The organism is Flavobacterium sp. CAN_S2 (genome assembly GCF_015752255.1).
Lineage (GTDB): Bacteria > Bacteroidota > Bacteroidia > Flavobacteriales > Flavobacteriaceae > Flavobacterium.
The window spans coordinates 272,754-286,189 of record NZ_JADOVA010000001.1 but is presented as its reverse complement, the minus strand read 5'-3'; the positions used below and the strand labels follow the sequence as shown (position 1 = coordinate 286,189).

The window sequence follows — 13,436 nt, the reverse complement described above, 5'->3', positions numbered from 1 at the left end:
AAAGTATAAAATGTTAAACATCGTTTTAGTAGAACCTGAAATACCAAATAATACCGGAAATATTGGCCGATTGTGTGTAGGTACCGAAAGCCGTTTGCACTTAATTCATCCTTTTGGATTTGTTATCAATGATAAAAACCTGAAACGTTCAGGTTTGGATTATTGGGTGCATCTCGATGTGACCGAATATCAAAATGTATCAGAGTGGAAAGCCCAGATTCCTGATTTATCCCGTGTTTTTCTGATGAGTTCCCATGCCAAAAAATCATATTTGGAAACTGATTTTCAAGATGGTGACTGGTTAGTTTTTGGTAAAGAAAGTAAAGGTTTGAGCGAAGTAGTTTTAAACGAATTTCCCAATCATCTTACCATTCCAATGTCACCGTTGATAAGAAGTTTCAATATCGCTAATTCGGTAGCGTTTGTCATTGGCGAAGCAAAAAGACAAATAGGATTGAAGCTTTAAGAAATTACAAACTTCCCTTTGGACGCATCAAAAATAATATGCTCGTCTTTGAAAAGCGTATTAAAAGTTCCTTTTAGAATCAAATTACACGGTTGATCTTGCACTATTTTTTCTGGAGTCATAATGATCATTTCATCACTCAATTGTATCGCCATATCGATATCGTGAGTGGAGAATAAAATGCATTTTTGAGTTTCCTGAGTGAGTTTTTTTAATAGTTTAAACAATACCACTTTATGCAGCAAATCCAAGTGAGTTGTGGGTTCATCCAAAATAATTAATGGTGTGTCTTGCGCCAAAGCTCGCGCAATTAAGACTATCTGTAATTGTCCGTCGCTGATTTCGTAGTGTCTTTTAGCAGCTAGATGACTAATTTGAGTCAATTCTATCGCTTCATTCACTTTTGCGATGTCTTCAGCAGTTAATTTTCCAATCCAGTTCGTGTACGGTTGTCTTCCCAAAGCAATAAGTTCAAAAACAGTCAAGTTGCTTGGAGGCAATTTTTCGGTGAGAACTACACTTAAATTTTGTGCCAATGTCAAAGCGCCTATTTCTTGAATGTTTTGACCATTGAGTAAAACAGTTCCTGAAATTGGTTTTTGAATGCCTGTTATGGTTCGCAAAAGCGTCGATTTACCAATACCGTTGGCACCGATTAAAGCAATAAGTTTTCCTTTTTCTAAACAAATATCAATGTTGGAAGCAACAATGGTTTTTTCTTTTTTATGAGAATAACCAATGCTGATTTGTGAACCTTGTAAGATGATTTTATTTTCCATTATCCCATCATTTTGCGTTTCCTAATTAATAACCAAATAACAATCGGAGCTCCAAAAATAGAAGTTACGGCATTAATTGGTAAGGTCAAATCACTGCCCGGAAGTTGCGAAATACTGTCGCATATAAGCATGATAATCGCCCCAAAAAGTATAGTACTCCAAAATAAAATTGTGTGATTGCTTGTCTGAAAAACTAGCTTTGCAATATGAGGAACCGCTAATCCAATAAAAGCAATTGGACCTGCAAAAGCAGTGATGCTTCCGGCCAAAATACTGGTGGCAAAAATGATAATCAGTCGTGATTTTTTATAATTTAACCCCAAACTTTTGGCATAATTTTCACCCAGAAGTAATGAGTTCAACGGCTTGATGCTAAATAAACTGAGTAATAATCCAATCGCTACGCAGATAGTTAAAAGTGAAATGGAGGTCCAAGATAAATTGCCAAGATTTCCAAGTGACCAGAATGTGAATTTCTGTAACTGTTCCGCGGTGCTGAAATAAGTCAGCGTACCAACAATGGCGCTGGTTAAACTCCCAAACATCAGTCCTACAATTAAGATAGCCATAGTATCCCGTAATCGATGGGAAACGGCTAAAACAGCCAGTAAAACAGTGAAGCTTCCTAAACTGGAGGCCAAAATAATCCCGTAAGAGGATAGTAAAAGTGTTGCTAAAAATGGCGGTAACAGCGCTGCGCCTAAAATAACGGTTGCAACGCCCAAACTCGCTCCGGAACTTAATCCCAGAACGTAAGGTCCTGCCAGCGGATTTCTAAACAGTGTTTGCATTAATAAGCCGCTTATGGATAACCCCATTCCAACAAGAATAGCAGCAATAGCTTTCGGTAAGCGATAGTTGATAAGGATGTATTCCCAGGTTTCTTTACTTGCAATTCCGCCAGTTAGACTTCTAAACACTTCTTTTACAGGAATGGAAACAGAACCTAAACTGATATTTATGACAAACAAAAATAGCATCCCAAAGGTTAGGATGATGAAAAGCACTGTATTTCGGTTAGTTTTAGTCAATTTATTCTAATTTCTGAAAGAAAAAAAGTTTATGATTGGGTAATAATTCAGGATGAAAAATTTTAATTAAATCTTTCAAAACCCAATCAGGTCGGGTAGGAGACCATTCAAAATATAAAATTCCACCTTTAGCTCCTTTATTGATGCCGTACGAATATACTTTTTTATTTTTAAAAGAAGTAAATTCACTATAATGCGGATTGCTGTCACTCATTTGTTTCAACGAAGAAAAATCTCCAGGAGCAATCCAATATTCAGCATTTTGCGCTTTCTCTAGAATTTTTTCAAAAGGCAATGGCAAACTGCCGGTTCCCTTCGTGTCAGCCCATAAATAATTAGATTGTGCATCTTTTAGAAACAGCGAAGCCCAACTCTCTCCTTGCGGCACGTACCATTGATCTTGAAACATTGCACCGCTTAGAACAGTAGGTTTTGATGTTGCTTTTTTGGCTAAAGCCAAAGTGTTCGTGTATTCTTTTTCGATTTCAGAGAAGATGTTATTTGCTTTGGAATCCAATCCATATAAGGCCCCAAAAAACTTAATCCATTCCGCTTTTCCAAGTGGGGATTGTTCAGCCCAATCGCCATTCAAAAGTACTTTCAAACCACTTTTTTGAAGATTATCAAGCGTTGGATTACTATCATTTAAACCAAAACTCACAATGACATTTGGAGCCATATCAATTAGAACCTCGGTATTTAGAGTTTCGTTCGTTCCAACTTCTCTAATATTTCCGGAATCAATACGTTTTCTGGTTTTCTCAGAGGAAATGTAATCAGTGTTTGGGAAACCAACTAAAGTGTTTTCGACACCTAACATTTCAAGAGCCGGAATATGCGTGGTTGAGGTAACAACAATGGATTGTATTGGAACGGGAATGATGGAAAACTGCTTCAAACTGTCGGGAATAATGCTGTTTTTTTCTTGTAAAACATAAGTGAAACTTTCTTTGGCTTCAGGCCAAGGTCGGGTAACTTTTACTATGGAATACCCTTGATATTTGTAAATTTCTAATCCCTCGGCATATTGAATTTCATTAGCAGAGGCTGTATTTCCGGTAGTAGGATTCTTGTCATTTTGTTTGCATCCACCAATGGAAATGACAAATAAAAAGAGCGTAAATGGTAATAAAAAAGATTTCATAACATGTTTTTCAAGAACTGCAAAGGTATATTTAATCCGTTTTAAAAATCAAATTTTATTTTTTATTCCAATCATAAAGCTATATTTGCACCCGTAATGAGGTTGTTGTTTTGTTTTTTCAAACCAGCATTAAAAGGGAAGAGAGTGATTGAAGATTGTTGATTAACGATTTTTGATTTCAGATTTAAAATCTGTAATCAATTTTCATAAATCCAATTTCAAAAATCTCACGCTGTACCCGCAACTGTAAGCTATCAAGCTTGTTGTTATCTACAAAACCACTGTTCGTCAAGACGAATGGGAAGGTAAACAACAAGACGCAAGCCAGGAGACCTGCCTATTACATCGAGTATCAAACTTTCGGGAAAAAAGGTTTGGGTATGGGTAATTCTATGCTTTTCTCCCCATTTTTAGTCATGTAACAGAAAATTGCTGTTACTAAATGTTTAATTAAAATGAACAAAAAAATCGTTCGTATTAGTGCGTTGTGCGTACTAATGACAAGCTGTGCTTTTGCGCAACAAAATGAAACTATTTCCTCTCAAGATGAATTGAAAGAAGTGGTAGTTTCCGACTCCAAATTTGCTTTGGCAAAAGAAAAATCAGGAAAAGTAATCACTAAAATTACTGCTGGGGATTTGAAAAACAAAGCTGGACAAAGCCTTGCAAATGTATTAAGTTCTGTTGCAGGTGTAGAAATTAACGGAAATCAAAGTGCTGCCGGAAAAAATTTAGGGTACTACATTCGGGGTGGAAAAAACAATCAAGTGTTGATTCTTATTGATGGAATTCCGGTGAATGATGCTTCAGGAATTAGTTTTGAGTATGATTTGCGTTTGCTTCCGGTGGAGCAGGTAGAAAGCGTTGAAATTATGAAAGGTGCATCGAGTACGTTGTATGGTTCAGGTGCCGGAACAGGAGTAATTAATATTACTTTAAAAAAATCAGGCAAGAAAGCTATTGAAGGGAATGCATACGTAAATGTGGGAACCAATAATACTGCAAATACTGACAAAACTAGCGCTCAGAATTATAATCAAGGTTTTTCGGTAAATGGAAATGCGAATAAAGTAAATTATTTTGCCTCGTTGAACAGTACTGAAATAAGTGGAATGTCACAGATAGCACCTGTTAATCCTACGGATAATTATGAAGAAGATCGTTTTTCCAGAATCAATTATCTGGCAAAGTTAGGGTATAAAGTAACGGATAAATTGACATTGGATTTCTTTGGTAATTATGATAAAATCAACAATGATTATGATGCTTCTTTTGATAATACCGGTGCAAATGATACCAATTTGAATTCAACTGAATCAGAACAATTTCGTTTTGGTTTTTTACCAAAATACAAATATTCTAAAGGGGAATTTGTTTTGAATTCCAGCTTTAATAAAATTGTTCGAACGTACAACGATTTCGATTTTTATTCCAATAAACCAGGGTTTTCAGAGTATGAATCCCGAAGTGTCAACGTTGATGGTTTTAATAAATACGAATTTTCAGAATCGTTTTTTCTTGTTGCCGGAGCACAATATCAGTTTCATGATATGAACAGTATCACTCCTTTTGGTGGAATATTGAAGGAAGCTACTAAATTCAATATGATTGACCCTTACATTACTGGAGTTCTTTCCACGGATTTTGGATTGAATCTGAATGCTGGAGCGCGATTGAATGTTCACAGTCAGTACGGAAATCAATTGGTTTATAATGTGAATCCTTCTTATGATTTTAAATCGGTTCCATTGAAGATTTTGGCTTCTTACAGCACTGCTTTTGTAACGCCAAGTTTGTACCAATTGTATTCTGAATATGGAAATGCGGATTTGACACCGGAGAAAAACAGAACTGTGGAAGCAGGTTTTGAGACGCATTTTTTCGATAAAAAAATCAAATTGAATGCAGTTGCTTTTTACCGTGAGCAAACTAATTTCATTGGATTTTATTTCAATCCGGTAACTTTCGATTCGAACTACATTAATATAGATGGAATGAATAAAGCAAAAGGAGTAGAAACCGAATTCTCTTTTGCCTTGAGCGAAAAAATCAAATGGAATTCAAATTATACTTTTACGCAAGTAGATAAAGCGCTGGATCGCTTGATTCCAAAACATAAAGTAAATTCAGCTTTAGAATTTCAAATTAATGAAAGATTGTTTTTTAATGTAGATTATCAATATGTAGACAGTAGAAATGATGCTTTTTTTGACGGAGCTACTTTTGCTACAAAGAACATTGTTTTAGGATCTTATCAATTGGTAAACTCTTCTGTTCGTTATGAATTGGTAAAAAACAGATTATCCATTTTTGGTGCGGTGAGCAATATTTTGAACGCTGATTTTGTTGAAAATGTTGGTTATAATACTTTAGGAAGGAATTTTAAATTGGGTATGAATATCAAATTGTAATTCGGAATTTCCATCAATAAAAAAAGGCTTTCGTAACTGAAAGCCTTTTTTTGTTTGTAAGAGTTATTGTTATTTCAACTCTGAAATGAATTCTAAGATTGTTGCTGCAATTTTGTTTTGTTGAACATCATTTGTCAAATATTCTCTGTCATCAAGATTAGACATATAACCCAGTTCAACAAGTACTGCCGGCACTTCTGATTTTTTTAAAATATGAAAGGGTGCATACTTTATTTCAGATGATTTTATAGCAGTGTTGCGGATAAATTTGTTACGAAGTTCTACTGCAATTTCATTTGACCTTTCTTTCGTAATCGATTCTTTCGCTACATAAAATTCCATTCCTGATTTTGCTAGATTCAAATTTTGATTGACATGCAGTGACAAAACTAAATCTGGTTTGATCTTGTTTATTAGTGCAGAACGGTCGCTCAAAGAAAGAAATTGGTCGCCAGTTCTTGTTAGGTGAATGGTCACTTTTTCGTTTTTATTCAAAAATTTGATTTTCTCCGTGATTTGGGCCACAATTTGTTTTTCATTGGCACTACTGGAAGTTACTCCAAAATCGGATCCGCCGTGTCCGGCATCAATAACAACATTTATTTGTTTTGACTCAATAGTATTCGGAATTACGAATGCAAAAGAGACAAAAGTAGCAACAGTCAGAAACAATGGAATTACTTTTTTCATGTGGTTTTGTGTTAATTGGTTATTCAATAATAACTTACAAAAAAGCAGTTTTATTGTGTAGCCTTTTATTTTATTCCAAAGCTTTCAAGAGTCCTTCCGGTGCTTTCTCAATATACATTTGATTTTGGATTCCTTTTATTGATTTTGCATCAGTAAAAAATTCAAATTCTTTTCCAGGAATTTGTTTAGAAATACGAGATGTTCCAGTTATTTTTCCAATGGCTGTACTTAATAAAGGTTCAGAAGTTTCTCCAAGAACTCCTAAAGTACTTAACGTTTCTTTCTGTAGAAAATCAGGTTTCAAACCGTCGAAATAATCTCCAAAACCAAGTGAATTGACAATTTTCAATACAATAGGCTGCATGGCATATCTGTGATTTGGATTTCTATTTTCTGCACCAAAACTTGGTGAATCATAAAGAGTAACAGATCCAACATTTTTCCCTACCGTAACATCTCCAATTTGGATTACGTTGATATGTGGTTCTAATCCGTTGATCACTAATTCACTTGCGGATGCTGAACTTGCGCTAGTCAGAATATAAACTTTAGTCAAGTTTAAACTGTTAATCGTTGTACTTCCTATTTTATCTGTAAAATAATTATACAAAGCATCTGGATTTTCAGCCTCGAAATAATCATTAATTTTTTTATTCCATTGTTGTTTTGCAAATACTTTCCCTGTGAATTGTCCAGTAATCATACTTGCTAATCGCGTAGCAGTTTGCACAGAACCACCTCCGTTATATCTTAAATCTAAAACCAAATCAGTAACTCCTTGTGATTTTAAAGATGCAAAAGCGTCGTTTAATTGGGTGTCAAAATTTGCGTAAAAGCCATTGTACATTAAATATCCTATTTTGTGAGTACCTGAAGTTATTACTTTATTAACCAAGATTGGATTTTCCGTTAACACTGTTTTGGTAAGAGAAACTGATTTTCCGTTTCCAACAATTGTAGTTCCGTTAAAATCTGCAAGATTTAGCGTGTAATTTTCGTTTGAACCATAAAGTAAGGATTGATAATTACTAACGGTCAGTTGCGTTCCATTTACAGCAGTGAAAAAATCACCACGTTTGATGTTTTTAGTAGAAGCATCGGAATTTGCAATAATATAGCGTACGTAACCAAATATTTCAGTCGTACTTCCTGGTTTATAGCTTAAACCAAAATCGATACCATTATTTTTAGTTGTTCCTTGAAGACTTCCTTCTAGTTCTAAATAATCGCTTACAATCCAACTGAATTTGTCAATGGAAGAGTTAACTCTCAACGCGTCAAATAATTCCTCAGGAACAGGATATTCTCTTAGAAAAGAGTTTAATGCTGTTTGATCCGCAAAACGGTCATCGGCTAAATTAGGGACATCAGCTTGCCATAAATAATATTGGTTCATTCCTTTCCAGATAAAATCCTGAATTTCTAAACTGGCTGGCGGTGCAATATCATCGTTATCCTGACAGCTTTGCAAAGTAAAAGTAGCAATGAATAATAAAAGTGTAAATTTGAATGCGGTTCTCATATATTTGTTTTAATACTTAATTAACGTAAAAATACTAACTTTAGTTTTATTTTTTGTTTTTATGTTGCAAAAATATATTTGATTCGTCTTACTTATATAACCAGTTTAATACCAGAATTTTTATGAACCAAAATGAGTTTGTGCTGATGGTGGCTCCATTCAAAGACAAAGTCTTCAGGTTGGCCAAGCGATTGCTGGTTAGTACCGAGGAAGCCGAAGATGCCACTCAAGAAGTTTTGGTGAAATTATGGAGCAAAAATGGAACTTTGGCGGGATACAGCAGCGTTGAAGCTTTTGCGATGACGATGACAAAAAATTATTGTTTAGACCAATTGAAATCCAAAAGATCCGGAAATCTCAAAATTGTTCATACTAATTATACAGATTCAGCGCCCGCATTAGATAAAAAACTGGAAGATTACGATAGTTTGAATTGGGTCGAGAGAAGTATCAGTCAATTGCCGGAGCAACAACGAATCATCATTCAGCTCCGTGATATTGAACAATATGAGTTTGATGAAATGGCCAAAATGCTTGATATGACCGAGAGTGCTATTAGAGTAGCACTGTCCAGAGCACGAAAAACGATACGAGAATACATGACAAAAACACATAATTATGGAATTATATAAAGTAGAAGCGTTACTTGAAAAATATTTTGATGGTGAAACTTCAATTGCAGAAGAGAATGAATTACAGGATTATTTTTCGACGCAGCAGGTTGCTCCACATTTAGAAAAGTATATCGCAATATTTAACCATTTTGCTGTTGCAAAAGAACAACAGTTTGAACAGGAAATTCCGGGGTTACAAATTCAAAAGGATGAAAGCAGGAATCACAAACGGAATTTAGCCTGGATATCAATTGCAGCTTCGGTTGTTGTTTTGATGGGAATTGGAACTTATGTTTTCTATAATTCGGAACCAGTTAATAACAGTAAAGATTTAGGAACGTATGATGATCCTGAAGTAGCTTTTAAAGAAACTCAAAAAGCACTTTCACTATTGTCAAAAAATGTAAATGTTGGCATAGAAAGTGTTAAGTATGTTGAAGAATATCAAATCGCAAAAAATAAAGTATTCCGAAAAACTAAAAATAAATCTAGAGGTATTTAACTGCTTTTAGAAAAAGATAATCACGGCGTAAACGCTACAATCAATTAAAATAATGCTAAATAAATTAAAAAAATGAAATCAATCAATCCCAATCCAAGTTTTTGCACACCAGCAAATCAGATTCAAAAGAACAGCCGTTTAACTACAGCTAAAAAGTTTTTAATCACCGTAATGTTAGTTTTTATTGCGAGTCCAATTTTTGCGCAAGCGGCATTTGATAAATTTGACGGACAAGATGATGTTACCTCTATTATTGTCAATAAAAAAATGTTTGACTTAATGAGTAAAGTAAAAGTGGATGCTTCAGATAAAGAAACCCAACAATACTTAGCGTTGATTAAAAAGCTTGATAATTTAAAAGTATTCACTACAAAAAGTACTCGGGTTGAAGGGGAAATGAAAGTAGTGGCGGAAAAATACATCAAATCAGCCGGATTAGAAGAGTTGATGCGCGTGAATGAAAATGGTAGAAACATCAAAATTTTGGTGAAATCAGGTGCAACAGATTCCCAAATCAGAGAGTTATTGATGTTTATCGAAGGTGCTAAAAATGATGATACAGTTTTGATGTCGTTGACCGGTAATTTCGATTTGAATGAAATTTCTATCCTTACCGATAAGATGAGAATTCCAGGAGGCGATGACTTGAAGAAAGCAACTAAAGGTAAAAAGTAAGATGAAAACAGGATATGGAATTTTACTGCTGTTTAGTTTGTTCCTGATCAGCTGCAATTCGGAGCCGACGTTGCAAAAGTATTTTGTAGAAAATACAGAAAACAAAAATTTTATTGCGCTTGATGTTTCTCCCAGTATTTTGAATGTGGATAAAACAAAATTATCAGTAGCTCAAAATGATGCTTTAAAGTCTTTTGACAAGATGAATGTTTTAGCTTTCAAATTAAATGATAAAAACAAAGCGGAGTTTGAAACGGAACGCGCTAAAGTTGACTTGATTTTGAAGGACAAAAAATACCAACAATTGATGAAATTTGGCTCTGGCAAAGAAGTTGCCTCAGTAAGTTTTGTGGGAACGGATGAACACATCGAGGAATTTGTTTTTTTTGCTAATAAAAAAGAAAAAGGTTTTGCAGTAGTCCGCATCTTAGGCAAAGACATGAACCCAACAAGTGTGATGACAATGATGAGCGTGTTACAACAATCTAATATTGATTTAGAACAACTGAAACCGCTGCAACAATTAATGAGTAAGTAAATTAGTTTGTCTAAAAAAAGTGAAGCGTCTTGATTAAGTTCAAGACGCTTTTTTTTGGTATATTTTACTATTTTTTGAAAAAGAATTATTTACAAAACATTTTTTTGTTTTTAACGGCACTTTGACTTCCCAACTGAATTGCTTTTGTAAAATCGGCGCAAGCGTTCTTCTTATTTTGTGCATGAAAATTAGAAAGACCTCTTAAATTATATGCGATATAATCCTTTTCGTTTAAACTGATAGACATGGTGCAATCTTCAATAGTACTCTTGTAATCCTTAGCTTTATAGTTTATATCGGCTCTTGTAGTGTAGGCATCGCTTCTTTTAGGTTCTATTTTTATTGTTGTGTTAACATCGTTTAAGGCGCCTTTGATATCACCTAATTTTTGTTTCAAAAGCGCTCTGTTTAAATAGGCTGACGCAAACAAAGGATCAATTCGAATCGCTTTACTGTAGTCATCGATAGCGCCTTTGGTGTTACCGACTTCAGCTTTCTTTAATGCTTTGTCAAATAAGTCGTAAGCAATTGGATTTTGACTCCATCCTGCAAAGGAACTTAGTAATAATGCGAGTAGGACTAATTTTTTCATAAAAATTTAAGGTTTGAAATTTGGGGAATTTCTTTAATAATAAATGGGTGAACGATTAGATAAAGGTACAACTCTTTTTTTAGTTATTTAATTAACGAATAGAAATCGATTTTATTTTAAATAACCGATTTTGATCAAAAAATCACTAAAAGTTGGTATTGTGAAAGCCTTTTATAACCTGTAATTTTGCATTAATAAAGATTTTAATCGGATCATTATCTATTAAATAATACAGCACTAAAGATGGGAAGCACAGCACCAGAAAGACAAGACAACAAAACTGTGAAAGAAAAAAATAATACAGCATTTTTATATATTGGAACTTTCTTCTTGTTTGCAGGAAGCTTATCTGTGGGAGTTTTGATGGTTATGTTTTTTTTAAATACTTTAGGGAAAATTTTTTAAAACTAAACAGCTAGATTCTTCTTATTTCTATAAAGTGATTTTTTGTTAAATAAAAATGCTTCTGAAACCATCAAGTGAACTTGATTTTTCAGAAGCATTTTCTTTTGTGACCACGGTGGGATTTGAACCCACACGCCCTTGCGAGCACCAGCCCCTCAAGCTGGCAAGTCTACCGTTTCTCCACGTGGCCTTAAAATAAAAAAGGCCAAGTAATAAATTACTCGACCTTTTGTGACCCGACTGGGGCTCGAACCCAGGACCCCATCATTAAAAGTGATGTGCTCTACCAACTGAGCTATCGAGTCAATGCTTTCAAGAAAATTATGTGTTGATCACTAAAATTGTGACCCGACTGGGGCTCGAACCCAGGACCCCATCATTAAAAGTGATGTGCTCTACCAACTGAGCTATCGAGTCATATTCTTTCCTTGAATGCGGGTGCAAATATAAGGACTTATTTTGGAGTTTTCCAAGCAATTTTATTATAAATTTGTCTTTTTTAAACAATAAATCTTAACGCCTTAGTTTATAAGGTTTTATTTCATGAGAAAAATTATATTATTAGGCTATATGGGGTGCGGGAAGTCCACTATTGCAAATAAGTTGTCAAAAAATATCAGTATCCCTTTTGTAGATTTGGATAAAAAGATAGAAGAAAAAGTAAATTTGTCCATAAATGCCATTTTTGAAAAGCATGGAGAAATTTATTTTAGAAAGTTAGAGCACGAAGTTTTTATCGAATTATTGAATTCGCCAGAGCAATTAATTATAGGTTTGGGCGGAGGAACGCCTTGTTATGCCAATAATCATGAGCTGTTAAAAGCAGATAATGTTGTTTCTATTTATCTTAAAGCGTCAATTGAGACATTATTTAAAAGATTGTCTGCTAATAAAAGCAAAAGACCCCTCATCGCCAACAAAAATGATGAGGAGATGAAAGAGTTTATTGCAATGCACCTCTTTGAAAGAAGTTTTTATTACAACCAAGCACAACATAAAGTTGTGGTAGATGATAAAACCATTGATCAGACCGTTCTGGATATAATGGCTATTTTAGCTTAGATAAGCATAGTTGTCGCCATTGTCATCAAATACAACCTGTACATGTTCTAATAAGGATGTAGAAAGTGATATTCCTTTAAAGTCAGCTTTTACGGGGTACTTCTTGTGGTTTCGATCTACAAGTACGGCCGTTTTGAATTTTTTCAAAGGAACGTCTATGAAGTGTCGTACAGCATATATTAGCGTAGTTCCTGAATTTAATACATCATCAACAAGTACAAGTCCTTTATTAGCATATTGTTCTTTTGATAGTGAAGTCTGAATGGGAAGTTGTGGATTCTGTTTGTTGATTTTTACTTCGCAGAGCGAAACTTTAATAGGCGATATTGTTTCCAGAGCCAGTGCTATTTTTTTTGCAAATATAAAACCATTAGCAGCAATGCCAGCGATTACAATTTCTTTCTCATCTACAAAGGTTTCATAGATTTGGTATGCAATTCTTTTTATTTTATGCTCTATTTCCTGATTTGTTAAAATGATATTTTTGCTCATTATTTTAGTTTATTGTTTAACGGTTTCACTGTTTAAAATTGAAATAATCATTTGTTAAGTATTAACTATTACTCATCATCTTCATCGGTGATTATTTCATTTCCAAATTCGTCAATGTCTCTTCTGTCTTTTTTGGTTGGTCTTCCGGTTCCATTTTTTCGATAATGTTCTTTGGATAATTTTAAAAGTTCCAAATGTTGGTATGCTTCAGCCGGAGTATCATTTCGTCTATAAATATCCACCAATTTTGCCCCGACACGATTTTCAGGAATGTCTAAAACCGTAATAATTTGGGTAATTTGGTCTTTTCTAAAAGTGATTTTATCAGTAGGAAAAACTTCCTTTGATGGTTTGGCAACGAGGCCGTTTACCGTGACATGATTCTTTTTACAGGCTTCGGTAACCATGTTTCGCGTTTTATAATACCGCATGCACCATAAATATTTATCTATTCTCATAAATTTTCTAAAATCGGAGTTAAATAGTTTACAAAAATCAATCAAAATTGTATCT

16 protein-coding genes, 3 tRNA genes and 1 riboswitch are annotated in these 13,436 nt (G+C 34.3%); of the genes, 8 read left to right on the top strand and 11 right to left on the bottom strand.

All coding sequences use genetic code 11. From position 1 onward, the window contains the following. The first annotated feature begins 10 nt into the window (after positions 1-10). On the top strand, positions 11-466 hold the full coding sequence (locus tag IWX80_RS01315) for a tRNA (cytidine(34)-2'-O)-methyltransferase (protein ID WP_196851848.1): 456 nt from the start codon (positions 11-13) through the stop codon (positions 464-466). Here IWX80_RS01315 and IWX80_RS01310 read toward each other — a convergent pair. Genes IWX80_RS01310 through IWX80_RS01300 form a run of 3 tightly spaced genes read right to left on the bottom strand, consistent with a single transcriptional unit; the run spans position 463 to position 3,420 of the window. Then, positions 463-1,245 carry an ABC transporter ATP-binding protein gene (locus tag IWX80_RS01310; RefSeq protein WP_196851847.1) on the bottom strand — a complete coding sequence of 261 codons (783 nt, stop codon included), beginning with the start codon at positions 1,243-1,245 and terminating at the stop codon, positions 463-465. The two genes, IWX80_RS01315 and IWX80_RS01310, sit on opposite strands and share 4 nt — an antisense overlap. Further along, positions 1,245-2,276 (bottom strand): iron ABC transporter permease, encoded by a 1,032-nt coding sequence (locus tag IWX80_RS01305; RefSeq protein ID WP_334682178.1) that lies wholly within the window; start codon positions 2,274-2,276, stop codon positions 1,245-1,247. The genes IWX80_RS01310 and IWX80_RS01305 overlap by 1 nt, the downstream gene beginning before the upstream one ends. A gap of 1 nt (position 2,277) precedes the next feature. Next, the gene (locus IWX80_RS01300) at positions 2,278-3,420 is read right to left on the bottom strand and encodes an ABC transporter substrate-binding protein (protein WP_196851846.1); all 1,143 of its coding nucleotides are present in this window, start codon (positions 3,418-3,420) and stop codon (positions 2,278-2,280) included. An 82-nt stretch (positions 3,421-3,502) separates the two neighbouring features. After that, positions 3,503-3,775, top strand: a riboswitch (cobalamin riboswitch). Between the two features lie 100 nt (positions 3,776-3,875). Here IWX80_RS01300 and IWX80_RS01295 point away from each other — a divergent pair. Beyond that, positions 3,876-5,831 carry a TonB-dependent receptor plug domain-containing protein gene (locus IWX80_RS01295; protein ID WP_334682177.1) on the top strand — a complete coding sequence of 652 codons (1,956 nt, stop codon included), beginning with the start codon at positions 3,876-3,878 and terminating at the stop codon, positions 5,829-5,831. 69 nt (positions 5,832-5,900) lie between these two features. On the opposite strand, the gene IWX80_RS01290 is transcribed toward IWX80_RS01295, so the two are convergent. Continuing rightward, entirely contained in the window at positions 5,901-6,521 is a 621-nt protein-coding gene (locus tag IWX80_RS01290; RefSeq protein ID WP_196851845.1) for an N-acetylmuramoyl-L-alanine amidase, read from the bottom strand. A 70-nt stretch (positions 6,522-6,591) separates the two neighbouring features. After that, positions 6,592-8,043, bottom strand: coding sequence for a S41 family peptidase (locus IWX80_RS01285; RefSeq protein WP_196851844.1), 1,452 nt, complete (start codon positions 8,041-8,043; stop codon positions 6,592-6,594). A gap of 122 nt (positions 8,044-8,165) precedes the next feature. Between IWX80_RS01285 and IWX80_RS01280 the strand changes: the two genes are divergently transcribed. From IWX80_RS01280 to IWX80_RS01265, 4 genes are all read left to right on the top strand, one after another. Continuing rightward, positions 8,166-8,675, top strand: coding sequence for an RNA polymerase sigma factor (locus IWX80_RS01280; RefSeq protein ID WP_113633463.1), 510 nt, complete (start codon positions 8,166-8,168; stop codon positions 8,673-8,675). Continuing rightward, positions 8,662-9,159 carry a hypothetical protein gene (locus tag IWX80_RS01275; protein WP_196851843.1) on the top strand — a complete coding sequence of 166 codons (498 nt, stop codon included), beginning with the start codon at positions 8,662-8,664 and terminating at the stop codon, positions 9,157-9,159. The genes IWX80_RS01280 and IWX80_RS01275 overlap by 14 nt, the downstream gene beginning before the upstream one ends. Positions 9,160-9,330: 171 nt before the next feature. Beyond that, on the top strand, positions 9,331-9,834 hold the full coding sequence (locus tag IWX80_RS01270; RefSeq protein ID WP_334682286.1) for a DUF4252 domain-containing protein: 504 nt from the start codon (positions 9,331-9,333) through the stop codon (positions 9,832-9,834). A 1-nt stretch (position 9,835) separates the two neighbouring features. Next, positions 9,836-10,372 (top strand): DUF4252 domain-containing protein, encoded by a 537-nt coding sequence (locus IWX80_RS01265; RefSeq protein ID WP_196851841.1) that lies wholly within the window; start codon positions 9,836-9,838, stop codon positions 10,370-10,372. A gap of 85 nt (positions 10,373-10,457) precedes the next feature. On the opposite strand, the gene IWX80_RS01260 is transcribed toward IWX80_RS01265, so the two are convergent. After that, positions 10,458-10,964 carry a tetratricopeptide repeat protein gene (locus IWX80_RS01260; protein ID WP_196851840.1) on the bottom strand — a complete coding sequence of 169 codons (507 nt, stop codon included), beginning with the start codon at positions 10,962-10,964 and terminating at the stop codon, positions 10,458-10,460. A 243-nt stretch (positions 10,965-11,207) separates the two neighbouring features. Between IWX80_RS01260 and IWX80_RS01255 the strand changes: the two genes are divergently transcribed. Next, positions 11,208-11,369: a hypothetical protein gene (locus IWX80_RS01255; RefSeq protein ID WP_196851839.1), complete on the top strand. Its 162-nt coding sequence runs from the start codon at positions 11,208-11,210 to the stop codon at positions 11,367-11,369. A 107-nt stretch (positions 11,370-11,476) separates the two neighbouring features. Here the strand turns inward: IWX80_RS01255 and IWX80_RS01250 are convergent. The 3 genes from IWX80_RS01250 to IWX80_RS01240 form a co-directional block, all read right to left on the bottom strand. After that, positions 11,477-11,559: transfer RNA gene (locus IWX80_RS01250), tRNA-Leu, on the bottom strand. Positions 11,560-11,601: 42 nt separating this feature from the next. Then, a tRNA-Lys gene (locus tag IWX80_RS01245) sits at positions 11,602-11,674 on the bottom strand. A gap of 39 nt (positions 11,675-11,713) precedes the next feature. Next, positions 11,714-11,786 (bottom strand) — tRNA-Lys (locus IWX80_RS01240). Positions 11,787-11,912: 126 nt separating this feature from the next. Here IWX80_RS01240 and IWX80_RS01235 point away from each other — a divergent pair. Beyond that, a complete protein-coding gene (locus tag IWX80_RS01235) occupies positions 11,913-12,431 on the top strand; it encodes a shikimate kinase (protein ID WP_196851838.1) in 519 nt (172 codons plus the stop codon). On the opposite strand, the gene IWX80_RS01230 is transcribed toward IWX80_RS01235, so the two are convergent. Together IWX80_RS01230 and IWX80_RS01225 are read right to left on the bottom strand one after the other, a co-directional pair. After that, positions 12,423-12,923 carry a phosphoribosyltransferase domain-containing protein gene (locus tag IWX80_RS01230; protein ID WP_196851837.1) on the bottom strand — a complete coding sequence of 167 codons (501 nt, stop codon included), beginning with the start codon at positions 12,921-12,923 and terminating at the stop codon, positions 12,423-12,425. The genes IWX80_RS01235 and IWX80_RS01230 overlap by 9 nt on opposite strands. 68 nt (positions 12,924-12,991) lie before the next feature. Beyond that, positions 12,992-13,381 carry an RNA-binding S4 domain-containing protein gene (locus IWX80_RS01225; protein WP_113633436.1) on the bottom strand — a complete coding sequence of 130 codons (390 nt, stop codon included), beginning with the start codon at positions 13,379-13,381 and terminating at the stop codon, positions 12,992-12,994. Between the last annotated feature and the right edge of the window lie 55 nt (positions 13,382-13,436).